This is a genomic window from Prauserella alba, assembly GCF_024171735.1.
Taxonomy (GTDB): Bacteria; Actinomycetota; Actinomycetes; order Mycobacteriales; family Pseudonocardiaceae; genus Prauserella; species Prauserella alba.
In genome coordinates this window covers 256996-279005 of the sequence record NZ_JAMTCH010000004.1, presented here as the reverse complement: position 1 = coordinate 279005, position 22010 = coordinate 256996, and the positions used below count along the sequence as shown (strand labels likewise).

The following is a 22010-nucleotide window of genomic DNA, read 5'->3' as shown; positions in this document are numbered from 1 at the left end:
GCCCGTCGACGTCGTGATCCGGCGGGGTCAGCCGGCCGCCGCGAGGGAGACGCCGAAGCCGATGAGTGTGCCGCCGGTCGCGATGTCGAGCCCACGGCGCACGCGCCGGCGCCTCAGCCAGGCGCGGACGCGGTGCACGAACATCAGCAGCAGGACCAGCCACACCGCACCCAGCACGGCCACCGTGTAGGCGAGCAGGAGTGCGTGCAGCGGCGTGCTCGTCACCGGGTCGAGGAACTGCGGCAGCACCGACAGATACAGCGCCAGCACCTTCGGGTTCGTGACGTTGGACAGGAAGCCCTCGCGCCACCGGCGGAACGTGCTCACGTCCGCTCCCTGGGCGTCCATCGCGGCGTAGTCGCCGCGCCAGGCCGACCGGAGTGCCTGAATGCCCAGGTAGCAGAGGTAGACGACGCCGGCCCAGCGGATCGTCGTGAACACCGGCTGCGACTGCACGATCAGCGTGCCGAGTCCGAGTGCGACGAGGGTGCCCTGGACGAGGTTGCCGACGGCGATACCGAAGGTGGCCGTCAGGCCGCCCCGGAGTCCGCCTGCGAAGGCGTTCTTGAGCGTCACCACGGTGTCGGGCCCCGGTGCGATCACGACCAGGATCGTCAGGACCAGGTAGCTGCTGTAGGCACTCCACGTCACGACGTTCCACGGTAGGTCATGGCCGGAGGCGGCCGGGCAGCGCAGGTGTGTTCGGCACCGACACCTCACGGTGGCCCTCGACGGTTCACGGGTGATCGCACCCGTATGTTGAGCCGATCACCGTTGTGGGCGCGGGCGTTCCTGCTTGTGAGTTACCCTACGGCTTTGCTCGCCATGCCTTTGCTCGTCCGACTTTTGGAGCGTCGTTTTGTGCCCCCAGAGTGAGACATCAACCGGTCTTGGCTCGGATGTGATGATCCGGTTCGACGATGTCGTCAAGAAGTTCGACGACAACATCGTGCTGCGCGATCTGAGCTTCTCCGTGCGTCCCGGCGAGTTCGTCTCGCTGATCGGGCCGAGCGGATCGGGGAAGACGACGATCCTGCGCCTGCTGATGACGCTGGAGCGCATCAACGGCGGCACGATCCAGGTCGGCGACGAGTACCTCAGCCACATGGATCGCGGCGGCAAGCTCGTCCCCGCGGACGAGCGGCACCTGCGTCAGGTCCGCAAGCGCATCGGCATGGTGTTCCAGCAGTTCAACCTGTTCCCGAACATGAAGGTGCTGCAGAACATCACCGAGGCCCCGATGCGGGTGCTCGGCAAGTCGCGCGACGAGGCCGAACGGCGCGGCAAGGAGCTGCTCGACATGGTGGGCCTGTCCGACAAGGTCGACGAGCATCCCTCGCGGCTCTCGGGCGGGCAGCAGCAGCGTGTCGCGATCGCGCGGGCGTTGGCGATGGAGCCCGAGATCCTGCTGCTCGACGAGGTCACCTCGGCGCTGGACCCGGAGCTGGTCGCGGGTGTGCTGGCCGTGCTGCGCGAGATCGCCAGCACCACCGACATCACGTTCCTGTGCGTCACGCACGAGATGCAGTTCGCGCGCGACGTCTCCGACCGCGTGATGATGTTCGACGCCGGGCAGATCGTGGAGGACGCGGCGCCGGACAAGCTGTTCACCGACCCCGATGAGGAACGCACGAAGGCGTTCCTGCACGCCGTCATCGACAGGGAAGCCTCGTAACCACGCACGGCCGGACACCGCTTCCGCGAGCCGGCGAGGCGGGATACGGTCGTTTCATGGGTGAGTACGAGCACATCCTCGTCAAGCGCGACGGCGCGACGGTCACGATCACGATGAACCGCGCGAGCAGGCGAAACTCGCTGACCGAGGAGCACCTGCGGGAGCTGCTCGCCGCGTTCACCGAGGTCGGGGAGTCGGACGCGACCGGGATCGTGCTCGCCGGGGCGGGTCCGGTGTTCTCGGCCGGGCACGACTTCGGCGACGTCGCGGAGCGCGACCTGGTCGGCGTGCGCGAGCTGCTGCAGGTGTGCACACAGCTGATGCACACCATGGAGTCGGTGCCGCAGGTCGTCATCGCGCGGGTGCACGGGCTCGCGACGGCCGCGGGTTGCCAGCTCGTCGCGTCGTGCGACCTCGCCGTGGCGGCCGAATCGGCCGGTTTCGCGTTGCCGGGCGGCAAGGGTGGCTGGTTCTGTCACACGCCTGCCGTGCCCGTGGCCAGGACGATCGGCCGCAAACGCCTCATGGAGATGGCGCTGACCGGCGATGTCGTGGACTCCGTGACCGCGCTGGACTGGGGCCTGGTCAACCGCGTCGTGCCGGACGCGGAGCTCGACGAGGCGGTTGCCGAGCTGCTCGGCAGGGCGACTCGCGGCAGCCGCGCCGCCAAGGCGCTCGGCAAGCAGACGCTGTACTCGCAGCTCGACCGGCCCGAGGACGACGCGTACCGGATCTCCGTCGAGGTCATGGCGGCGGCGTCGCAGCTTCCGGGCGCCCGTGAGGGGATGGCCGCCTTCCTGGAGAAGCGCAAGCCCGACTGGCCGGACTAGGAGCGCTGCTCCCACAGCTGGAGCAGCGCGTATGCCGCGACGGACTGCGCATCGGTGATCTCACCCGCTGTGATCATCCCTTCGAACTTCGTGCGTTCGAACCATGACGCGCGCATGTCCTGTTCCTCGTGCTCCCGTTGTGGCTCGCCGTGGGTGAGGTCGGTGGCGAGGAAGATCCGGCCGCGCTGACTGGACAACCCGGGCGCGACGTCGAGTTTCCCGATTTCGACGAGGTCACCCGCTGCCAGTCCGGTCTCCTCGCGCAGTTCCCGCGCGGCCAGCTCGGCCGGCTCGACGTCCGCACGCTCGGGTGCCGTGCCCTGCGGGAATTCCCAGCGCCGGATACCGAGCGGGTAACGAAACTGTTCGACGAGATGAAACCGTCCGTCCTCGTAGGGGATGACGAGTGCGTAGTCGGGTTTGTCGACGACCCCGTACAGACCTGCGGATCCGTCCTCGCGCCGGATCGAGTCCTCACGCACCGTCATCCAGTTGTTCGTGTACACCTGCCGCGAGCTCAGCTGTTCCATGTCGAAGATTCTGCCTGAGCCACTCGTTTGGGTTAGGGTCCGATGAACCGTTGTCTTTCGAACGGAGAGATTGTGTCGGAACCGAAGATGAACCGCCTTTCCCGCCGGGCTTTGTTGCGCCACTCCGCGACCGGTCTCGCAGCCGTCGGGGGCGGCTTGCTCCTCGGTGCGTGCGAGACGACCAACCCCGAGACCGGCCAGTCCGAAGGTGGACAGAGCCTGCAGCAGCGGGTGGATGCGGGCCAGCCGCTGCGCCTCGCGGTCGCGAACGAACCGCCGTACACCGTGCTCAAGAAGAACGGTGAGCTCACGGGTGCCGAGCCCGACGTGGCGAAGGCCGTGCTGAAGCGCATGGGCATCGACAACATCAAGGGTGTGCAGGCGGACTACGACTCGATGATCCCCGGTCTCGACGCGAACCGTTGGGACATGGTGACGGCGGGGCTGTTCATGAACAAGACGCGGTGCGCGAGGGTTCAGTACTCGTCGCCCGTGCTCGTGTCGACGGAGTCGTTCGCCGTGCCGGAGGGTAACCCGAAGGGGCTGACCACGGTGGACGATCTGAAGAACAAGGACGTCACGGTGGCGGTGCTCGAGGGAAGCTTCGAGTTGAAGACCGCGAAGTCACTGGGAGTCGATGATGCGAAGCTGCCGACCTACCCGTTGGCGCCCGATGCGCTGCAGGGTATGAGGGACGGCCGGGTCGACGGGATTCTTCTTCCGACGCTGACTCTGGAGAAGTTGAAGGAGCAGAAGGGCGGTTTCGAGGTCACCGAACCGCTCGAGGCGTTCCCGACGACCGGTTCCGGCGCGGCGTTCCGGCCCGGGGACGAGGAATTCTTCGGTAACTACAACAAGGAGCTGGAGAAGTTCAAGGAGAGCAACGAGTTCGAGAAGCTGATGGACAAGTGGGGCTTCCCGGCAGAGGAGGCTCGTAAGGCCACCACCGAGGAACTCTGCGCCACCGAGGGCTGAGCAGCCGTGGTCCGGGGGCGTGAGCGTGATCAGCGCTCACGCCCCCGGACCACGTCAGCGTGTCTCCAGCCTGCGTTCCAAGCGGCGCAGCAACAGCGCGGTCGGGTAGCTCGCGGCCAGGAAGATCAGGCCTGCCAGTGCGAACGGCTCGACGTACTCGTAGGTGTTGGCACCGACTTCCTGCGCCTGGTGGAGCAGTTCCGGCACGGTGATGAACGCCAGGAACGGGGTTTCCTTGAACATCGCGATCGCGTAGTTGCCCAGCGACGGCAGCACGTTGCGGATCGCTTGTGGCAACACGACACGCTGCCACGTCATGCGTGGCGGCAGCTGCAGCGCGACGCTCGCCTCCCACTGTCCACGCGGGACGGCGTCGATACCCGACCGGTACACGTCCGCCATGTAGCACGCGTAGTGCAGACCGAGTCCGGTCACGCCGGCCATCATCGGCGACAGCGTGACACCCATGCCCGGCAATGCGTAGAACAGGAAGAACAACTGCACGAGCAGGGGTGTGCTGCGGATGAACTCGATGAATGCCGTCAGCAGCTGCGTCACCACCGGGATGCGGAGCTGACGAATCACGGCGAACAGCAGTCCGAGTACGGCCGCTACCGCGATGCCGAGAGCGGTGGCGACCAATGTGTACTGAACGAAGGCGACCAGCAGGTCGGGCAGGATGTCGCCCGCGTACTCCAGATCGAAATTCATCGGGCACCTCCCGGTCCGCCCGCCGCGGAGCTCGCGTCCACGAGCTTGGCCTCCTCGGCAGGTTTCGGCTTGCTGAAGGTGAACACGCTGCGCAGTCCGGCGTGCTGACCCAGTCGGGTCTTGGCGATCACCTCGGCCATATTGGACAGCAGCGTTACCGCGTAGGCCATGACGAAGTAGATCACCATCAGCGCCAGGTACATGAGCGTGGCGTCACCGCCCGCCTTACGGAAGTCCTCCGCCTTCGTCATGATGTCGGCCAGCGAGATGGCGTACAGCAGCGGCGTGCTCTTGAGCAGCTGGATGAACAGGTTGTTCATCGACGGGATCATCAGCGGGATCGCCTGCGGCCAGATCACGCGGGTCATCCGCTGCCACGCGGACAGGTTCAGTGCCGTCGCGGCTTCCCATTGCGGCTTGGGGACCGCGTTGATGGAGCCGCGCACCACCTCGGCGCCGTAGGCGCCGTAGTTCAGGCCGAACGCGATGACGCCGCATGCCAGTGGCTCGAAACGCAGGCCGAGCAGCGGCAGGCCGAAGAACAGGAAGAACAGCTGAATCGGCAGCGACGTGCCGCGGAAGAACTCGATCACCACGCGGGCCACGCCCCGTACCGCGATGCGGTGAGAGCGGGCCATCAGCCCCAGCACGATGGCGATCGCGATCATGAGGAGCGTGCCGAATAGCGTCACCAGCAGGGTGATGCGTAAACCGTCGAGCAGGTTCCCCGTCCAGTCCCACACAGTCGGTATATCGTTCATCAGCACCTCTCGTCGGTCTTTTGCTCGCGACGCCCGCTGAGACGGGCGGTGGCCAGCGCCGGCACCCGCAAGACACTAACGGGGGACCGGCCGTTGCGCGTTGCGACTGCCCGGATGAATCCCGTACGAATGTGCGGACCGATATAGGAACGTCATATTCACGCTGTCCCGTAAGTCGATTTTTCGTGGTAATGACCGAGTCGTCGACCCGCTGTTCGGCATATCCGTGAGCCTGCCGGTCTCCGCGGTGTATGCGGCGTGGACCACTGGTCTCGCCGCGAGATGAGCGGATCGCAATCGGCCCCGCGAAATCGTCGAATCCTGCGATGACCGGCGAAGACAAGCCCGACGTGGGCTGCGATGTCCGGTCCGGCGCATCCGTGACCTCGCTGTCGGCGCCGGAGACGGTCATCCGTATGTTGGGCTCGATCGCGATGAACCGGCTGCCCGCGCCGGCCGACGGAACCGGGCCATCGCCGGGCCCATCAACGGGTGCCGTGGCGTGTGTCCTAGTCTCTCGCCGTGCGTTTGGTCATTGCCCGGTGCCAGGTCGACTATGCCGGCCGTCTCACCGCCCACCTGCCCATGGCCACCCGGCTGCTGTTGGTCAAGTCGGACGGTTCGGTGTCGGTGCACTCCGACGACCGCGCCTACAAGCCGCTGAACTGGATGAGCCCGCCGTGCTGGCTCATCGAGGACGGCAACCTGTGGATCGTGGAGAACAAGGCCGGCGAGAAGCTGGTCGTCACGATCGACCAGATCGTCGAGGAGATCTCGCACGATCTGGGTGCCGAGCCCGGTCTGCAGAAGGACGGGGTGGAGGCGCATCTGCAGGAGCTGCTGGCCGAACACATCACCACGCTCGGCGACGGCTACTCGCTCGTGCGGCGGGAGTATCCGACCGCGATCGGGCCGGTCGACATCCTCGCGCGCGATTCCGAGGGGTCGTCCGTGGCGGTGGAGATCAAGCGGCGCGGCGAGATCGACGGTGTGGAGCAGCTGACGCGGTATCTCGAACTGCTGAACCGTGACCCGCTGCTCGCCCCGGTGCAGGGCGTGTTCGCCGCGCAGCAGATCCGCCCGCAGGCGCGGACGCTGGCCGAGGACCGGGGTATCCGCTGCGTCACGCTGGACTACGACGACCTTCGCGGTATCGAACCGGACGAGTTCCGGTTGTTCTGACGGCAACGTGCTGTCGCGACGGCAGCGCGCTGTCGCGACGATGGCGAGCCGGACCGGGCTGTGCGAGCGACGGGTTCGCCCTCGGCTTCCCCGGGGCAGGTAGCGGCGACCCCGGTACCGAGCGGCGTCCCCGGGGAACGAGCGGCATCCCCGGACACGAGCGGCGGCCCTCGGATCGCCGCGCGCTCGCTGCGGCGCCGCTTCGCCACCGCGCCGCTTCGCCACCGCGCCGCTTCGCCACCGCACCGCCGCTCCGCTTCGCCGCCGCGCAGCTTCACCGCCTCACCTGCGACCGGTACGTACCAATTGTCGTCACTGTACGTGTTTCGCCGGGGTCGTTACGTAATCCGCGGTGTGGGATTCAGGTGAGGATCTGCGTGCGGTAATGTTCGCGCGCAGCTTGATCTGTGATCATTTCTGTTGACTACTGTTGATTCCGGAGGTGGGCCGATGACCGTCCTAGCCCAGGATCTACGGCTCGACGCGAACGCGATCGACTACGCGTTGCTCGCGTTCTACTTCGCCCTGGTGCTGGGTATCGGTTACCTGGCGCGGAAACAGGTGTCGTCGAGTCTGGACTTCTTCCTTTCCGGCCGGTCCTTGCCCGCATGGGTGACCGGCCTGGCGTTCGTCGCCGCGAACCTCGGCGCGATCGAAGTCATGGGCATGTCGGCGAACGGCGCCCAGTACGGCCTGCCGACCGTGCACTACTTCTGGATCGGCGCGATCCCGGCGATGCTGTTCCTCGCCATCGTGATGATGCCGTTCTACTACGGGTCGAAGGTGCGCAGTGTCCCGGAGTTCATGCTCCGGCGATTCGGCAAGCCCGCGCACCTGGTCAACGGCGTCAGCTTCGCCCTGGCGCAGATACTCATCGCGGGTGCGAACCTCTTCCTGCTGGCCAGCGTCGTGAACCTGTTGCTCGGCTGGCCGCTCTGGCTGTCGATCATCCTGGCGGCGGTCATCGTGCTGGCCTACACCGCACTCGGTGGCCTGTCGGCGGCGATTTACAACGAGGTGCTGCAGTTCTTCGTCATCGTCGCGGCCCTGCTGCCGCTGACGCTGGTCGGCCTGCACGAGGTCGGCGGCTGGGAAGGCCTCGTCGACAAGGTGGCAAGCGGCCCCGGCGGTGAGGAGCAGCTCAGCTCCTGGCCGGGCAACCAGCTCACCGGCTTCGGCGACAACTTCCTCTCGGTGCTGGGCATCGTGTTCGGTCTCGGCTTCGTGCTCTCGTTCGGCTACTGGACGACGAACTTCGTCGAGGTGCAGCGCGCGATGGCCTCGAAGAGCATGTCGGCGGCGCAGCGCACCCCGATCATCGGTGCGTTCCCGAAGATGCTCGTCCCGTTCATCGTGATCATCCCGGGCATGATCGCCGGTGTCAGCGTCACCGAGCTCTCCGGCGAGAACAAGGCAGCCCTGCTCGCGGGCGAGGCAGCGCCCAGCGGTGCGACGTTCAACGACGCGCTGCTGCTGTTGATGCGCGACCTGTTGCCGAACGGCATGCTCGGCATCGCGATCGCCGGTCTGCTGGCCTCGTTCATGGCCGGTATGGCGGCGAACCTGAGTGCGTTCAACACCGTCTTCACGTACGACATCTGGCAGGCCTACATCAAGAAGGACAAGCCGGATCAGTACTACCTGCGGGCGGGCAGGGTGGTCACGGCGTGCGCCACGATCCTGGCGATCGGCACGGCGTTCATCGCCTCCACCTACAGCAACCTGATGGACTACCTGCAGCAGCTGTTCTCGTTCTTCAACGCGCCGCTGTTCGCGACGTTCATCCTCGGTATGTTCTGGAAGCGGATGACGGCCCACGCAGGTTGGTCGGGCCTCGTCGCCGGTACCGGCGCCGCGATCGGTGTCTTCCTGCTCGCCGAGACCGGCGTGTGGGACCTGCCCGGCCAGGGTGCGTCGTTCATCGGCGCGGGTGCGGCGTTCGTGGTGGACATCGCGGTCAGCGTTGTGGTCACCATGATGACGAGGCCGAAACCGGAGACGCAGCTCGTGGGCCTGGTCTACTCGCTGACACCGAAGGAGAGCCGGACCCGCTCGACGGTGGGCGAGGACGCGGGCTGGTACCGCAACCCGGGCCTGCTGGCGGGCATCGTCCTGGCTCTCACGATCGTCCTGAACATCTTCTTCTAGGAGGCGGACAATGGGCAGCGACACGCGCAAGCGCACCGCCGGTGCGTTCGACGTCCGGCTGGTCATCGCACTGCTGACCGGTGTGTACGGAGCGGTGATCACCGTGCTCGGGATCGGGTTCGTCTCCGACGAGGATCTGGCCAAGGCCGGCGGCATGAACATCAACCTGATCGCGGGCATCGGCCTGCTCGTGTTCACCGGGTTGTTCCTGCTGTGGGTGAAGCTTCGTCCGCTGACGGTGCCTGTGCCCGAGGACGAGGAGGACGACTCCTCCCAGTCGGAACAGGGCTGACAAGGACAGAGCCGAGAAAGCAGGCCGGGCGTTCGACGCGGAATCTCGCGTGGCGCCCGGCCTGCTTCTGTCGTTAGCGTTGCCTCGAGTGCGCGCCGCGTTCGCGGGCGAAGTCGAAGGTGACACGGAAAGTGGGACGTCGTGAAGAAGATCATCAACGATCCGGCGGCGGTGGTCGCCGAATCGCTCCGAGGACTGGAAGCCGCGCACGCGGACCTGGTGCGCGTGACCTACGACCCGAACCATGTGGTGCGCGCCGACGCGCCGGTCTCCGGCAAGGTGGCCGTGATCTCGGGCGGCGGTTCCGGCCACGAGCCGTTGCACACCGGGTTCGTCGGCGCGGGAATGCTCGATGCGGCCGTTCCCGGCCCGGTGTTCACCTCGCCGACGCCGGACGCGGTGCAGGCGGCGGTCGCGGCGACGACGGGGCACGCCGGTGCGCTGCTGGTGGTGAAGAACTACACCGGCGACGTACTGAACTTCGAGACGGCCGCCGAGCTGGCCGCCGCCGAGGGGCTGGACGTGCGCAGCGTGGTGATCGACGACGACGTCGCGGTGGCCGACTCGACCTTCACCGCGGGTCGGCGCGGAGTCGGCGGCACCGTACCGCTGGAGAAGATCGTCGGCGCGGCGGCCGCACGCGGCGACGGGCTCGACGCCGTGGAGGCGTTGGCGCGGCGCGTGGTCGGCCAGGTGCGGTCGATCGGGGTGGCGCTTTCGCCGCCGACCGTGCCGCACGCCGGGGAGCCGAGCTTCGACCTCGGAGAAGACGAGATCGAGTTCGGCATCGGCATCCACGGTGAACCGGGCCGCGAGCGGATCGCCGCCGAGCCGGCCGACGCACTCGTCGAGCGGATGATCACGGCTGTGATCGACGACCTGCCGTTCGCCGAGGGCGACGACGTACTGCTGCTGACGAACTCCATGGGCGGCACACCGCCGATGGAGACGTATCTGGCCCACGGGATCGCCGAGCGGCTGCTCGCCGACCGGGGCATCCGCGTGACGCGCCGGCTCGTCGGCCCGTACGTGACGAGCCTGGAGATGCAGGGGATCAGCCTGACGCTGTTGCGGATGGACGACGAGCTGACCGAGCTGTGGGACGCCCCGGTGCACACGCCGTCGCTGCGGTGGGGGGCCTGATGGGCTGCAACGCCGAACGGGCTGCCGGCGTGCTGCGCGCGGGTGCGGCGACCGTCGCCGAGCACAAAACCGAACTGACCGAGCTGGACCGTGCCATCGGCGATGCCGACCACGGGGAGAACCTCGACCGCGGGTTCGCGGCGGTGTTGGCGGCGTTGGACGCGGGGGTCCCGGAGACGCCCGGTGCGGTTCTGAAGGTCGCGGCGACGACGCTGATCTCGAAGGTCGGCGGAGCGGCCGGGCCGCTGTACGGCACGGCGTTCCTGCGTGCGGCGACGAAGCTCGGCGATGCGTCCGAACTGGATGCCGCCGCGGTCGCGGCGGGGCTGCGGGCCGCGCTGGACGGTGTGGTCGCCCGCGGCAAGGCCGAGGTCGGCGACGCCACGATGGTCGACGCGCTCGAGCCCGCGGTCGAGGCCGCGGAGCGGGCGCACGCCGACGGTGAGAATGTCGCCGCGGTGCTCACGGCCGCCGCCGATGCGGCGAAGGAGGGTGCTGATTCGACGGTGCCGCTGACCGCTCGCAAGGGGCGCGCGTCGTATCTGGGCGAGCGCAGTGTCGGTCACGCCGATCCCGGCGCGACGTCCACGGCGCTGCTGCTGCGGTCGTTCGCGGAGGCGTCGCGATGAGCGGGGAACTGGTCGGGCTGGTGGTCGTGTCGCACAGCGGCAGGCTGGCCGACGGGGTCGCGGAGGTCGCCGCGCAGATGGCTCCGGACGTGACGGTGAAGCCCGCAGGCGGGCTTCCCGACGGTGGGATCGGCACCGATTTCGAGGCCGTGCTCGCCGCCGTGACCGAGGCGGCGGCGGAGGCGGGCGTGGTCGTGCTCTACGACCTGGGAAGCGCGCAGATGACCGCGGATATGGCCGTGGAATCGCTGCCGGAGCCGGAGACGGCGGTGGTCGTCGACGCCCCGCTCGTCGAGGGTGCGATCGCGGCCGCGGTCGCGGCGCAGGGCGGCGGTGACCGTGCCGCGGTGGCGGACGCGGCCCGTGCGGCGGCAGGCCGGTCCGAAGTGGCCGACACCGCCGAGGCGGCCGGCGCGCACGGCGCAGAGCCGGAATCCGGAGCAGGGGCGCGCGCGGAGATCACCCTCGGCAACGAGGTCGGGCTGCACGCCCGGCCCGCGGCCCTGCTCGCCCGGAGCATCGCCGATGTCGACGCCGACGTGCAGGTCTCCCTCGGCGACACCGACGCGGACGCCAAGAGTGTGTTCTCGCTGATGTCGCTGACCGCGCGGAAGGGCGACACGGTCGTCGTGACGGCGAAGGGTGCGCAGGCCGAGGACGCGGTCGCGCGCATCACCGCTCTGGCCGAACGCAACTTCGACGAGTAGGCCGCCGCCGGCGGCAGGCTGCGAGGTCGCGCCCGGCACGTGCCCCCTCGGGGCGCGTGCCGGGACCGACCGGCAGCTGTCCCGGTTGGCGACCGCGTGAACGACCGGCACTCGGCGTGGTCGGCCGCGTCCGGTTATCGGCTGGCGTGCAGCCCGGGGTGACGGCGATGCTGGGCGGCATGGATCATCCGCATCTCTCGCAGATCGTGCCGACGATGTTGGCTGCGTCGGGAGTGCCGGGCTTCGCCCGTTCGGTGCCGGAACTGCCGGAAGCGACCCGGTCGTGCGTGCTGCTCGTCGACGGTCTCGGCTGGGAGCTGCTGCACGAGCACGCGGACTGCGCGCCGGTGCTGCTCGAGCTGTGCCGCAGGCCGCTGCAGGTCGGCTACCCGGCGACGACGGCCGCGGGGTTGGCCGCCATCGGCACCGGCTCGCCCTCGGGGGAGCACGGCATGGCGGGCTACAGCTTCGAGGTGCCGGGCACGGGCGTGGTGAACGCGCTGCGCTGGTGCAGCCACCCCGGTGGGCGCGACCTGTCGGACGAGCTCGCCGCCGAGGACGTCCAGCCGCTGCCGACGACATTCGAGCGTGCCGCCGCGGCCGGCGTCGCGACGAGCGTGGTGTCGGCGGCGCAGTTCGACGGGTCGCCGTTGACCAGGGCGGTGCTGCGGGGCGGCCGGTACGTCGGCGTGCACGCGCTGGGGGATCTCGCGATGCGGGTGACCGAGGCGCTGCGACCGGAGCGCGCGTTCGTCTACGGCTACCACAGCGAACTCGACAAACTCGGCCATCTGTACGGGCCCGGGTCGACGGCGTGGCGCATGCAGTTGCGCCAGGTCGACCGGCTCGTCGAATCCGTCGTCGAGGGGCTGCCCTCCGGTGCGGTACTGGCGGTGGTGGCCGACCACGGGATGGTGCGGATCGGGGAGACCGTCGACGTCGACGCGATGCCCGCGCTGCGCGAGGGGGTGCGTGCGCTGGGCGGTGAGGTACGCGCCCGCCACGTCTACGCCGAGCCCGGCGCGGCCGACGACGTGCTGGCGGCCTGGCGGGAAGTGCTCGGCGAGCGGGCCTGGGTCGCCTCGCGTGACCAGGCCGTCGAGGCAGGCTGGTTCGGTCCGCACGTCGGCGATCGGGTGCGTTCGCGGATCGGCGACGTCGTCGCGGCCGCCCGCGATCGCTGCGGCATCGTGAGCGCGACGGCCGAGCCCGCCGAGACGTCGCTGACGGGACACCACGGTTCGTTCACCGCCGCGGAGCAGCTCGTTCCGCTGGCCGTGGCCGACAACGTGAGCTGATCAGGGCGCGGGCGCAGGACACGCGGTGCTGAACGCAGGACATGCGCCGACGCCAGCACGGCAGCTATTCGATGCCGCCCTCGCCGGCGGGTTTCAGCAACGGTGCTCCGGGGCCGAACTGCGAGAGCCGGTCATCGATGTTGTGGAGGCCGCAGGCCTTCAGCGACAGGCAGCCGCAGCCGACACAGCCCGTCAGCTGGTCGCGGAGGCGTTGCAGGGCGTCGATACGGGCGTCGAGCTCGTCGCGCCAGTCCCGGGAGAGTCGTGCCCAGTCGGCCTTCGTCGGCGCGTGATCGTGGGGCAACGTGTCGAGCGCGGAGCCGATCTCGTCGAGGCTCAGCCCGACACGTTGCGCGGCGCGGATGAAGGCGATGCGGCGCAGGACCGAACGCGGGTAGCGTCGTTGGTTGCCGCTGGAACGCTGCGACGAGATGAGGCCGCGGTCCTCGTAGAACCGCAACGCGGTGTGCGGCACGCCGCTGCGCTGAGCGACCTGCCCGATCGTGAGATGATCGGCGAGCCTGGTGGTCACTCCGCCACGGTAACCGAACCCGCGCGCCGACTTCCACCTAACTCGAAGTCGGCGCCGCGGGCCGGCTCACCGGGGTGCCACGTGCTCCTCGTAGGCGCTGATCACCTGCCGCAGCACCTCGTCGCCCGGCTGCTGCCACAGGTCGGCATCGAACACCTCGACCTCGATGGGCCCGTCGTAGCCCGCCGATTCGACACAGGATCGCAACCAGCGGTGGTCGACCGGCCCGGTGCCGGGCAGCGAGCGTGCCATCAGCCCGTCGGTGATCGGCACCTGCTGGTCGCAGACGTGAAAGCCGGCGATCCGTCCTGCGGCCTTCGCGATCGACTCCTCGATCCGCGGGTCCCACCACACGTGGAACTCGTCGACGATCACGCCGACCGCACCGGCCGGGTGCTCCTGGGCGATCTCCAGCGCCTGGTCGAGCGTCGACAGCACGGACCGTTCGGCGCACTGCATGGGATGCAGTGGCTCGAGCGCGAGCCGTACCCCGCGCTCCCGGGCGTACGGGGCGAGTTCGCCGACCGCATCGGCGACGCGCTGCCGGGACGCCGCCAGGTCCCCGTCCGCGATCCCGCCGACGACGAGCACCAGCACATCCGCACCGACCGTGGCGGTCTCGTCGATCGCCTCCCTGGTCATGGCGACCCCGTCGGCCGAGTCGCCCTCAGGTGTCACGCCGGTGAGAAAGCCGCCGCGGCACACCGATGAGGCGCGTACGCCGTGCTCGGCAAGCAACCGCGCCGTCTCGGCGGCGCCGACCTCGGCGATCTTGTCCCGCCACAGGCCGATCCACTCGACGCCCTGATCCGCGCAACCGCGCACGGCCTCGGGCAGGGACCAACGCTTCGTGGTGATCTGATTCAGGCTGAGACGGTTCACCAGCGCACCCCCGCGGTGTCGAGCAGCGAGCGCATCCGGGAGACGGCAAGCTCGGGGTCGGCCAGCAGCCCGGCGCGATCGGCGAGCCGCAGCACGTCCGCGAGATGGGTGATCGACCGCGCCGACTCGAGCCCGCCGACCATGCGGAAGTGATCCTGATGGCCGTTCAGGTACGCCAGGAAGACCACCCCCACCTTGTAGTACGGCGTCGGAGCCCGGAAGATCTCGCGGGAGAGCGGCACGGTCGGCGCCAGCAGCCCGTGGAAACGGGCGTGGTCGCCGTCGTCGAGCGCGGTGAGCGCCGCGCCTGCCACCGGCGCGATCGGGTCGAAGATCCCGAGCAGTGCCTCGCTGTGCCCGTGCTCGTCGCCCGCGATGAGTTCCGGGTAGTTGAAGTCGTCGCCCGTGTAGCACGCGACTCCCTCCGGCAGTGCGCGCCGGAACTCCCGCTCGACGTCGGCATCGAGCACCGACACCTTCACCCCGGCGACGGTCGAGGCATGTTCTGCGCAGAGCCCGGCGAGCTCGCGGGCGGCCGCGCGTACGTCCGAGTGGCCCCAGTAACCCGCCAGCGCCGGGTCGAACGGCTCACCCAGCCAGTGCAGCAGGACCGGCCCGTCCGCGGCGGACAGGAGCTTGCCGTAGGCGTCGCGGTAGAGCTCGGGACCGCCGGCGGCGGCGGCGAGGGCACGGCTCGCCATGACCACCGGTACGGCTCCCTCGCCTGCTACCAGATCGAGCTGCTCCCGCCACGCTCCGACGACGTCGTCGATCGTGGCGGGGCCGGCAGGGAGCTGGTCGGTGCCGACGCCCGCGACCCACGGCCGGCTTCCGGCGCGGGCCGCCGCGCCGGTGCGGCGGATGAGTTCCTGCGTCGCCGCCCAGTCCAGGCCCATGCCACGCTGTGCGGTGTCCATGGCCTCGGCCACCCCGAGGCCGCACGACCACAGGTGTTCACGGAAGGCGAGTGTCGCCTCCCAGTCGAGTTCGACGACGTGTGCCGGGTCGGCGGGGCAGGCTGCGTCGGCCACCACGTGCGCGGCAGCGTAGGCCGTGCGCGAGGTCGGCGGTTTCGCCGGTGCCGCGGCCGGTGGGCGGATCGGCGTTCCGGTCGGGGACCACTGTTCGAGCGTGCGGTCGCGCGACGGAAGCAGCAACGAGCTCATGATCACTCCTTTGTGGCCGGACGTCGGCCACGGGTTCGGTGCGGACGACTCCGGACTCGGGCACCCGGCGGGTGACAACGGTGGGCCACGGCAGGCCGGGCCTGCCCTCGCGGCACGTGCCCACCCCTGCGACGTGCGCTGAAAGCGCTTGTAGAAAGCGTTTTCACACACCTTAGACGCCGTCGCCGCACGCGACAAGGCGCCGCGTCAGCTGCCGGCAGGCGGGATGGTGCTCTCGCGGACGACGACGGTTCCCGGCATGCGGAGAATGCGGCTGCGCTTGCCGCGGTTGTCACGCACGGCCAGCTCCATGACCTTCTCGCCCAGCTCCTCGAGGGGCAGCGCCACCGTCGTCAGCGGGGGAGCCAGGTCGCGGACCACGGGGATGTCGTCGAAGCCGGCGAGCGAGACGTCCTCGGGCACGGACCTGCCCGATTCCCGCAGCGCCGCGAGCGCGCCCATGGCCATCACGTCGGTCACCGCGAACACACAGGTGGCGTCGAGCCCGCGCGCCAGCAGCTCGGACATCGCGGCGTACCCGCCGTCGCGGGTGAACGCCGCTTCGACGATGTGGCTCTCGGCCAGCTCGACACCAGCCTCCGTGAGGCCGTCGCGGAAGCCGCGAAGCCGGTCGACGACCGTGGTCAGTGCCCGCGGGCCGGCCAGTACGGCGAAGCGGCGGTGTCCCTGCGCGGTGAGCGTGCGGGCGAGCTCCGCGGCGCCGTCCCGGTTCTCGGGCTGCACACTGTCGACACGCAGCGTGCGATGCCTGCTGACCACCGCGACCTGGCCACCGCCGCGCTGGTACGGCTCGATCTCGGCCGCGAGCGCGCGCTCCCATTCCCGGTCCTCGAAACCCGAGCCGACCAGCAGGATCGCCGAGGCCCGCTGGGCGCGGAGCATCGAGATGTAGGCGATCTCCTTCTGGGGATCGCGGAAGGTACTCGCCAGCATCACGAGCAGGCCCGCCTCGTCGGCCGCGCGCATCACCCCCCGCGAGATGCCCGCGAAGTACGGGTCGCTGACGTCGTGACAGATGACGCCGACCGTGCGGTGCGCGCCGCCCGCAAGCGCCTGCGCGTGTGCGTTGGGCGTGTAGGCGAGCTGGTTGGCTGCTGCCAGCACACGTTCCCGCAGGTCGGAGCGTACTTTTGTGGTTCCGTTCAGTGCGCGCGAGGCCGTGGCGAGGGAGACCTGTGCCTCCCGCGCGACGTCTTCGAGCGTGACGTGCGGCCGATCGTCCATTCGCGACTCTCCCAGCTCGTCCGATGAGCACCGGCCAGGGTAGGCCCCTCGGTTCGGCGCCCGACGCTTGACCGGTTCTGTCCGGTCTGCATACGCTGTCCACATCCTAGCGTGAAAGCGCATTCAGAAAGCGCATTCACACAACGTGTGCCGGGTCTCGATCAGGTTCTTGGTGGCGACACGTTCGACGGTGAACGGAGGGTCATGGTCACGCACACACAGTCCGCGCGGGCCGGGCAGCGGGAGCGAGCGGGCGAAGCCTCCGGCGTCGCCGAACGCAGCCGTCCCGGACTCGGGCAGCGACTGGGCGGTTTCCTGGAACGTTCGTGGCGGCCGTTCGCGCTGCTCGCGGCCCTGTTCGTGGCCTGGTGGGGCGTCACGGCGGCCGAGCTCGTCGAGCCCTACCTGGTGCCCTCGCCAGGGGACACGTTCGACGCCATCGCGCAGCGGCCCGAGTACTTCTGGGAACACACCTGGACCACGACGTACGAGACCGTCCTCGGATTCGTCATCGCCATCGCGGTCGGTGTGGTCGCTGCCGTGGCCATGGTGCAGTCGTCGACGCTGGAGAAGACGCTGTACCCGCTGCTGCTGTTCGCGCAGGTCATCCCGAAGATCGCCATCGCGCCGCTGTTCGTCGTGTGGCTCGGCTTCGGCCTCGGGCCGAAGATCCTGGTCGCCGTGCTGATGGCGTTCTTCCCCGTCGTCATCTCCATGGTCACGGGACTGAAATCCGTGGACCCGGAGATGCTCCAGCTGTCCTCGACGATGGGCGCGAAGTCGGGGCAGACGTTCTGGAAGATCCGGTTCCCGGCGTCGCTGCCGCACCTGTTCTCGGGCCTGAAGGTGGCCGCGACGATGGCCGTCACGGGTGCCGTCGTCGGCGAGTTCGTCGGTGCCAACGCCGGCCTCGGATTCGTGATCCTGCAGGCCAACGGCAACCTCGACACCCCGGTGCTGTTCGCCGGCCTGTTGATCATGTCGCTGCTCGGCGTGCTGCTGTTCGTGATCGTGGAATGGCTCGAGCAGCTCCTGCTGCCCTGGCACGCCAGCCGCCGCGACGAGGGCGCGAGCACCACCATCTGATCCCTATCCACGAGAGCCCAGTGAGTCGAAGGAGAGCAATGAAGCTACGTGCACTCACCGCAGGCACCGCCGCCACAGCCCTGCTGCTGGCCGCAGGCTGCGGCGGATCGGAAGGCGAGACGGTCACCAACTCCGCGGGGGAGGAGCTGGACAAGGTCACCCTCACCCTCAACTGGTACCCGTACGGCGAACACGCGCCGTTCTACTACGGCAAACAGCAGGGGATCTACGAGGAACACGGGATCTCGCTGGACATCCGCGCGGGCCAGGGGTCGCAGAAGACCGTGCAGGCGACCGCGGCGGGGCAGACCGACTTCGGCTGGGCCGACACACCCGCGCTGCTGGCGGGCGTGTCACAGGGACTCGACGTCAAGAGCATCGGCGTCTACCTGCAGACGACGCCCTCGTCCGTGCAGTTCTTCTCGGAGGAGGGCATCTCCTCGCCAGACGATCTCAAGGGCAAGACGGTCGCCAGCACGGCAGGCGACGCGCTGACGAACGTGTTCCCGCTGTTCCTCGAAGCCAACGGACTGTCCGAACAGGACGTCCAGGTGCAGAACACCGACGCCGCGGGGAAGATGGCCGCGGTCATGCAGGACCAGACCGACGCGTTGCTCGGCTACGCGACCGACCAGGGACCGACGATGCAGGAGAAGTCGGGCAAGGACGTGTCGTACCTGCGGTGGGCGGAACACGGGCTGAACTTCTACAGCAACGGCCTGCTCACCGCGCAGGAGGTGCTCGACGATCGCGGTGACCTCGCCCAGCGCATGGTGGCCGCGACCACCGAGGCGTGGGAACAGGCGGGACAGGACCGCCAGGCTGCGGTCGACGCGATGGAAGGTGCCTCGGAACAGCTGCCGTCGAAGGAAGTACTGACCGAGCAGTTCGGCGAGACGCTCGAACTGCTGCACACCGATGCCACCGAGGGTGAGCGTCCCGGTGTCAACACGCCGGAGGACTGGAAGAAGACCATCGGCATCTTCTCCGACGCGGGTGTCATCGAGGAGGCAGGCGAGCCCGGTGAGTACTGGGAGCGCGACCTCGCCGCCCAGGAGTAACGGCGACGCGTGGCGGGCGCGCACCCGGCGCGGCCGCCACGCATCGCCCCGTACAACCGCCACCCGAGAACAGGCCCGAGGAGTGGGGAAGGCACATGGCTGGCTACGCGGTCGAAATCGACGACGTGACGGTGCGGTTCCGCAGTAAGAAGCGCGACGTGACGGCGTTGACCGACGTGACGATGCGCGTGGAACCGGGAGAGTTCGTCTCCATCGTCGGGCCGTCGGGATGCGGCAAGTCGACACTGCTCAAGCTGTCATCGGGGTTGCTACCGGCGTCGACGGGCGACGTGCGGCTGTTCGGCGAACCGGTGAACGGACCGCGCAAGGACATCGGCTACGTCTTCCAGAAGGCGGCGCTGCTCGAGTGGCGTTCGGCCCGCAAGAACATCCTGCTGCAGGCGGAGATGCGGAAGATGCCTGCGAAGGAGGCGGCCGCCCGCGCCGACGAGCTGATCGAGATGACCGGGCTGTCGGGCTTCGAGGACGCGCTTCCGCACGAGCTGTCCGGCGGCATGCAGCAGCGCGTCGCGCTGTGCCGGGCGTTGCTGCACCGTCCGCCGGTGCTGCTGATGGACGAGCCGTTCGGCGCGCTCGACGCCCTCACCCGCGAGCAGATGAACGTCGAGCTGCGCCGCATCTGGCAGGAGACGGGCACGACCGTCCTGCTCGTGACGCACTCGATCGCGGAGGCGGTCTACCTGTCCGATCAGGTCGTGATGATCTCGGCAAGGCCGGGCACGGTCGCGGGTGTCGTCGACGTGAACCTTCCCGTGGAGCGGGACTACGGCCCGACGATGGCCGAACCCGAGTTCGCCAAGGCCACCCGCCACATCCGCGACCACCTCGGCGCGGCCGCAGCGGCCGAGTAGCGGGCCGAGTCCGAGGAACCGAACCACGTCGACGGCCGCGGTGACCGCTGCCGGTCCGACTCGCACGTCAACCTCAGAAAGGGCGTCATGGTCAACGAACTGCGATCCGTGGGGATCGTGATGAACGGTGTCACGGGCCGGATGGGCTACCGCCAGCACCTCGTCCGGTCGATCCTGGCGATCAGGGAACAGGGTGGACTGTCCCTGCCGGACGGCAGCGTGCTGTGGCCGGAGCCGATCCTCGTGGGGCGGAGCGAGCAGAAGCTCGCCGCGATCGCGAAGGAACACGGCCTGGACCGGTGGACGACGGATCTCGACGAGGCGCTGCGCTCCGGCGCCGAGATCTACTTCGACGCACAGGTCACCAGCAGGCGCGCCGAGGGCGTGCGCAAGGCCGTCGCCGCGGGCCTGCACATCTACACCGAGAAGCCGATCGCCGAGGACACCGAGGGCGCGCTCGAACTCGGCAGGCTCGCCGCCGACGCGGGTGTGAAGGTCGGTGTGGTGCAGGACAAGCTCTTCCTGCCCGGACTGCGCAAACTCAAGCGGCTCGTCGACGGCGGGTTCTTCGGTGAGATCCTCTCCGTGCGCGGCGAGTTCGGGTACTGGGTGTTCGAGGGCGACTGGCAGGAGGCCCAGCGTCCGTCCTGGAACTACCGGGCCGAGGACGGCGGCGGCATCATCGTCGACATGTTCTGCCACTGGCGCTACGTGCTGGAGGACATCATCGCGCCGGTGCACTCGGTGCAAGCGCTTGCGGCCACGCACATCCCGAAACGCGTGGACGAGCAGGGCAGGACGTACGAAGCCACGGCGGACGATGCGGCGTACGGCATCTTCGAGCTCGGTGGCGGCATCGTGGCGCAGCTGAACTCGTCGTGGACGACGCGGGTGTTCCGCGACGAGCTCGTCGAGTTCCAGGTCGACGGCACCGAGGGCAGCGCCGTGGCCGGCCTGCGCCGTTGCCGCGTGCAGCACCGCTCGATGACGCCGAAACCCGTGTGGAACCCGGATCTGGCCGCCACGGAGGACTTCCGCGGTCAGTGGCAGGAGGTTCCGGACAACGGCGAGTTCGACAACGGGTTCAAGGTCCAGTGGGAGATGTTCCTGCGGCACGTGGCCGGCGACGAGCCCTTCCCGTGGGACTTCCTCGCCGGGGCCCGGGGTGTCCAGCTCGCCGAACTCGGCCTGCGGTCGGCGCGGGAGGGTCGCCGGGTCGAGATCCCGACGCTCGCGCTGTAGCGGGTACGGGCAGACTGCGGGGTATGCAGCTCGTTTCGCTCGACGACATCCGCACCGCCGCCGACCGTGTCCGCGGCCAGGTCCTGCGTACCCCGCTTCTGCCCGCACCGTGGGCCGACGCCGATCGCCCGCTGTGGCTGAAACCCGAGAGCCTGCAGGCGATCGGTGCGTTCAAACTCCGCGGCGCGGTGAACGCGCTCGCGGCACTCGACGAACGAACCCGCGGGGACGCCGGCTCCGCCGGGCAGGGCGTTGCTGACGGGCAGAGCGGCGCGACGCCGAGCGTCGTGGCGTATTCGAGCGGCAACCACGCCCAGGCGGTGGCGTGTGCGGCGCAGCGACTCGGCGTCGCTGCCCACATCGTGATGCCGGAGAACACGCCGCAGGTGAAGGTCGAGGGCACACGCAGGTACGGCGCCGAGGTCGTGCTCGTGCCCAGCGGGCAGCGAGAGTCGGTGGCCTACCGGCTCGTCGAGGAGCTGGGCGCGGCGCTGGTGCCACCGTTCGACCACCCCGACATCATCGCCGGTCAGGGGACCGCCGGGCTCGAGATCGCCGACGATCTTCCGGATGTCGAGCTCGTGCTCGTCCCCATCAGCGGGGGAGGGCTCGCCTCGGGGATCGGCACCGCGGTGAAGGCGCTCTGCCCGAACGCCGCCGTGATCGGAGTCGAGCCGGAGCTGGCTGCGGACGCCGCCGACAGCCTGAGGGCCGGGAAGATCGTCGAGTGGCCGGTGGAGGACCGGGTCAGGACGATCGCCGACGGGTTGCGTTCGCAGCCGTCGGAGCTGACGTTCGCGCACCTGCAGACCGTCCTCGACGGCATCGTGACCGTCACCGAGGACGAGATCCGCGACGCGATGCGGGTCCTCGCCAACCGCGACCGGCTGATCGCCGAGCCATCCGGCGCGGTGCCGCTCGCCGCCTACCTCCACCGGTCGGGTGAGTTGCCCCGCGGACGCACCGTCGTGGTGGTCTCCGGCGGCAACGTGGACCGCGCGCTGCTCGCCGACGTCCTAGGCTGACGGTCAGCAGACGACCCA

Annotated in this window: 24 protein-coding genes; 16 read left to right on the top strand and 8 right to left on the bottom strand. The window is 69.1% G+C overall.

What is annotated here, in order from left to right:
- Nucleotides 1-27: 27 nt before the first annotated feature.
- The gene (locus tag LY12_RS10245) at nucleotides 28-651 is read right to left on the bottom strand and encodes a LysE family translocator (protein WP_253855427.1); all 624 of its coding nucleotides are present in this window, start codon (nucleotides 649-651) and stop codon (nucleotides 28-30) included.
- Nucleotides 652-904: 253 nt separating this feature from the next.
- On the opposite strand from LY12_RS10245, the gene ehuA reads away from it, so the two are divergent.
- Both ehuA and LY12_RS10235 read left to right on the top strand, forming a co-directional pair.
- Nucleotides 905-1675, top strand: a complete 771-nt coding sequence (gene ehuA / locus LY12_RS10240) for an ectoine/hydroxyectoine ABC transporter ATP-binding protein EhuA (RefSeq protein ID WP_253855425.1) — start codon at nucleotides 905-907, stop codon at nucleotides 1673-1675.
- A 56-nt stretch (nucleotides 1676-1731) separates the two neighbouring features.
- A complete protein-coding gene (locus LY12_RS10235) occupies nucleotides 1732-2505 on the top strand; it encodes an enoyl-CoA hydratase-related protein (RefSeq protein ID WP_253855424.1) in 774 nt (257 codons plus the stop codon).
- Here the strand turns inward: LY12_RS10235 and LY12_RS10230 are convergent.
- A complete protein-coding gene (locus tag LY12_RS10230) occupies nucleotides 2502-3035 on the bottom strand; it encodes an NUDIX domain-containing protein (RefSeq protein WP_253855422.1) in 534 nt (177 codons plus the stop codon). The two genes, LY12_RS10235 and LY12_RS10230, sit on opposite strands and share 4 nt — an antisense overlap.
- A gap of 72 nt (nucleotides 3036-3107) precedes the next feature.
- On the opposite strand from LY12_RS10230, the gene ehuB reads away from it, so the two are divergent.
- Nucleotides 3108-4010, top strand: a complete 903-nt coding sequence (gene ehuB, locus LY12_RS10225) for an ectoine/hydroxyectoine ABC transporter substrate-binding protein EhuB (RefSeq protein ID WP_253855420.1) — start codon at nucleotides 3108-3110, stop codon at nucleotides 4008-4010.
- A gap of 54 nt (nucleotides 4011-4064) precedes the next feature.
- Here the strand turns inward: ehuB and ehuD are convergent, their stop codons facing one another.
- On the bottom strand, nucleotides 4065-4721 hold the full coding sequence (gene ehuD, locus LY12_RS10220; protein ID WP_253855418.1) for an ectoine/hydroxyectoine ABC transporter permease subunit EhuD: 657 nt from the start codon (nucleotides 4719-4721) through the stop codon (nucleotides 4065-4067).
- Nucleotides 4718-5482, bottom strand: a complete 765-nt coding sequence (locus LY12_RS10215) for an amino acid ABC transporter permease (RefSeq protein ID WP_253855416.1) — start codon at nucleotides 5480-5482, stop codon at nucleotides 4718-4720. The genes ehuD and LY12_RS10215 overlap by 4 nt, the downstream gene beginning before the upstream one ends.
- Nucleotides 5483-6004: 522 nt before the next feature.
- On the opposite strand from LY12_RS10215, the gene nucS reads away from it, so the two are divergent.
- From nucS to LY12_RS10180, 7 genes are all read left to right on the top strand, one after another.
- Nucleotides 6005-6664, top strand: coding sequence for an endonuclease NucS (gene nucS / locus LY12_RS10210; protein ID WP_253855414.1), 660 nt, complete (start codon nucleotides 6005-6007; stop codon nucleotides 6662-6664).
- A 450-nt stretch (nucleotides 6665-7114) separates the two neighbouring features.
- On the top strand, nucleotides 7115-8812 hold the full coding sequence (locus LY12_RS10205; protein ID WP_253855412.1) for a sodium:solute symporter family protein: 1698 nt from the start codon (nucleotides 7115-7117) through the stop codon (nucleotides 8810-8812).
- Between the two features lie 10 nt (nucleotides 8813-8822).
- Nucleotides 8823-9104, top strand: coding sequence for a hypothetical protein (locus tag LY12_RS10200; protein WP_253855410.1), 282 nt, complete (start codon nucleotides 8823-8825; stop codon nucleotides 9102-9104).
- A gap of 141 nt (nucleotides 9105-9245) precedes the next feature.
- Nucleotides 9246-10247 (top strand): dihydroxyacetone kinase subunit DhaK, encoded by a 1002-nt coding sequence (gene dhaK, locus LY12_RS10195; protein ID WP_253855408.1) that lies wholly within the window; start codon nucleotides 9246-9248, stop codon nucleotides 10245-10247.
- Nucleotides 10247-10876 carry a dihydroxyacetone kinase subunit DhaL gene (dhaL, locus tag LY12_RS10190; RefSeq protein ID WP_253855406.1) on the top strand — a complete coding sequence of 210 codons (630 nt, stop codon included), beginning with the start codon at nucleotides 10247-10249 and terminating at the stop codon, nucleotides 10874-10876. Before dhaK ends, dhaL begins: the two co-directional genes overlap by 1 nt.
- Nucleotides 10873-11583: a dihydroxyacetone kinase phosphoryl donor subunit DhaM gene (dhaM, locus tag LY12_RS10185; RefSeq protein WP_253855404.1), complete on the top strand. Its 711-nt coding sequence runs from the start codon at nucleotides 10873-10875 to the stop codon at nucleotides 11581-11583. The genes dhaL and dhaM overlap by 4 nt, the downstream gene beginning before the upstream one ends.
- Before the next feature lie 179 nt (nucleotides 11584-11762).
- Nucleotides 11763-12881, top strand: coding sequence for an alkaline phosphatase family protein (locus LY12_RS10180; protein ID WP_253855403.1), 1119 nt, complete (start codon nucleotides 11763-11765; stop codon nucleotides 12879-12881).
- A gap of 64 nt (nucleotides 12882-12945) precedes the next feature.
- Here the strand turns inward: LY12_RS10180 and soxR are convergent, their stop codons facing one another.
- The 3 genes from soxR to LY12_RS10165 form a co-directional block, all read right to left on the bottom strand.
- Nucleotides 12946-13413 carry a redox-sensitive transcriptional activator SoxR gene (soxR, locus tag LY12_RS10175; protein WP_253855401.1) on the bottom strand — a complete coding sequence of 156 codons (468 nt, stop codon included), beginning with the start codon at nucleotides 13411-13413 and terminating at the stop codon, nucleotides 12946-12948.
- 66 nt (nucleotides 13414-13479) lie between these two features.
- Entirely contained in the window at nucleotides 13480-14295 is an 816-nt protein-coding gene (locus tag LY12_RS10170; protein ID WP_253855399.1) for a sugar phosphate isomerase/epimerase family protein, read from the bottom strand.
- Nucleotides 14292-15461, bottom strand: a complete 1170-nt coding sequence (locus LY12_RS10165; RefSeq protein WP_253855397.1) for a DUF993 family protein — start codon at nucleotides 15459-15461, stop codon at nucleotides 14292-14294. The genes LY12_RS10170 and LY12_RS10165 overlap by 4 nt, the downstream gene beginning before the upstream one ends.
- Between LY12_RS10165 and LY12_RS10160 the strand changes: the two genes are divergently transcribed.
- Nucleotides 15460-15603 carry a hypothetical protein gene (locus LY12_RS10160; protein WP_253855395.1) on the top strand — a complete coding sequence of 48 codons (144 nt, stop codon included), beginning with the start codon at nucleotides 15460-15462 and terminating at the stop codon, nucleotides 15601-15603. The two genes, LY12_RS10165 and LY12_RS10160, sit on opposite strands and share 2 nt — an antisense overlap.
- Nucleotides 15604-15668: 65 nt before the next feature.
- Here LY12_RS10160 and LY12_RS10155 read toward each other — a convergent pair whose 3' ends face one another.
- Complete coding sequence (locus LY12_RS10155) at nucleotides 15669-16706, bottom strand: LacI family DNA-binding transcriptional regulator (protein ID WP_253855394.1); 1038 nt, start codon at nucleotides 16704-16706, stop codon at nucleotides 15669-15671.
- Nucleotides 16707-16910: 204 nt separating this feature from the next.
- Between LY12_RS10155 and LY12_RS10150 the strand changes: the two genes are divergently transcribed.
- The 5 genes from LY12_RS10150 (at nucleotide 16911) to LY12_RS10130 (ending at nucleotide 21992) form a co-directional block, all read left to right on the top strand.
- The gene (locus LY12_RS10150; protein WP_253855392.1) at nucleotides 16911-17792 is read left to right on the top strand and encodes an ABC transporter permease; all 882 of its coding nucleotides are present in this window, start codon (nucleotides 16911-16913) and stop codon (nucleotides 17790-17792) included.
- 38 nt (nucleotides 17793-17830) lie between these two features.
- Nucleotides 17831-18853, top strand: coding sequence for an ABC transporter substrate-binding protein (locus tag LY12_RS10145; RefSeq protein WP_253855390.1), 1023 nt, complete (start codon nucleotides 17831-17833; stop codon nucleotides 18851-18853).
- Between the two features lie 95 nt (nucleotides 18854-18948).
- Entirely contained in the window at nucleotides 18949-19725 is a 777-nt protein-coding gene (locus LY12_RS10140) for an ABC transporter ATP-binding protein (RefSeq protein WP_253855389.1), read from the top strand.
- A gap of 87 nt (nucleotides 19726-19812) precedes the next feature.
- Entirely contained in the window at nucleotides 19813-20967 is a 1155-nt protein-coding gene (locus LY12_RS10135) for a Gfo/Idh/MocA family protein (RefSeq protein ID WP_253855388.1), read from the top strand.
- Between the two features lie 23 nt (nucleotides 20968-20990).
- Nucleotides 20991-21992: a threonine ammonia-lyase gene (locus LY12_RS10130; RefSeq protein ID WP_253855387.1), complete on the top strand. Its 1002-nt coding sequence runs from the start codon at nucleotides 20991-20993 to the stop codon at nucleotides 21990-21992.
- Nucleotides 21993-22010 lie beyond the last annotated feature (18 nt).

Coding starts and splice junctions, on each gene's coding strand:
- ehuD (WP_253855418.1), bottom strand. CDS start 4,721: ATGAATTTCGATCTGGAGTACGCGGGCGACATCCTGCCCGACCTGCTG.
- LY12_RS10160 (WP_253855395.1), top strand. CDS start 15,460: ATGATCACTCCTTTGTGGCCGGACGTCGGCCACGGGTTCGGTGCGGAC.
- dhaL (WP_253855406.1), top strand. CDS start 10,247: ATGGGCTGCAACGCCGAACGGGCTGCCGGCGTGCTGCGCGCGGGTGCG.
- LY12_RS10215 (WP_253855416.1), bottom strand. CDS start 5,482: ATGAACGATATACCGACTGTGTGGGACTGGACGGGGAACCTGCTCGAC.
- LY12_RS10200 (WP_253855410.1), top strand. CDS start 8,823: ATGGGCAGCGACACGCGCAAGCGCACCGCCGGTGCGTTCGACGTCCGG.
- LY12_RS10230 (WP_253855422.1), bottom strand. CDS start 3,035: ATGGAACAGCTGAGCTCGCGGCAGGTGTACACGAACAACTGGATGACG.
- LY12_RS10150 (WP_253855392.1), top strand. CDS start 16,911: ATGGTCACGCACACACAGTCCGCGCGGGCCGGGCAGCGGGAGCGAGCG.
- LY12_RS10145 (WP_253855390.1), top strand. CDS start 17,831: ATGAAGCTACGTGCACTCACCGCAGGCACCGCCGCCACAGCCCTGCTG.
- LY12_RS10130 (WP_253855387.1), top strand. CDS start 20,991: ATGCAGCTCGTTTCGCTCGACGACATCCGCACCGCCGCCGACCGTGTC.
- LY12_RS10140 (WP_253855389.1), top strand. CDS start 18,949: ATGGCTGGCTACGCGGTCGAAATCGACGACGTGACGGTGCGGTTCCGC.
- LY12_RS10165 (WP_253855397.1), bottom strand. CDS start 15,461: ATGAGCTCGTTGCTGCTTCCGTCGCGCGACCGCACGCTCGAACAGTGG.
- dhaM (WP_253855404.1), top strand. CDS start 10,873: ATGAGCGGGGAACTGGTCGGGCTGGTGGTCGTGTCGCACAGCGGCAGG.
- LY12_RS10235 (WP_253855424.1), top strand. CDS start 1,732: ATGGGTGAGTACGAGCACATCCTCGTCAAGCGCGACGGCGCGACGGTC.
- LY12_RS10155 (WP_253855394.1), bottom strand. CDS start 16,706: ATGGACGATCGGCCGCACGTCACGCTCGAAGACGTCGCGCGGGAGGCA.
- ehuA (WP_253855425.1), top strand. CDS start 905: ATGATCCGGTTCGACGATGTCGTCAAGAAGTTCGACGACAACATCGTG.
- LY12_RS10135 (WP_253855388.1), top strand. CDS start 19,813: ATGGTCAACGAACTGCGATCCGTGGGGATCGTGATGAACGGTGTCACG.
- LY12_RS10205 (WP_253855412.1), top strand. CDS start 7,115: ATGACCGTCCTAGCCCAGGATCTACGGCTCGACGCGAACGCGATCGAC.
- LY12_RS10180 (WP_253855403.1), top strand. CDS start 11,763: ATGGATCATCCGCATCTCTCGCAGATCGTGCCGACGATGTTGGCTGCG.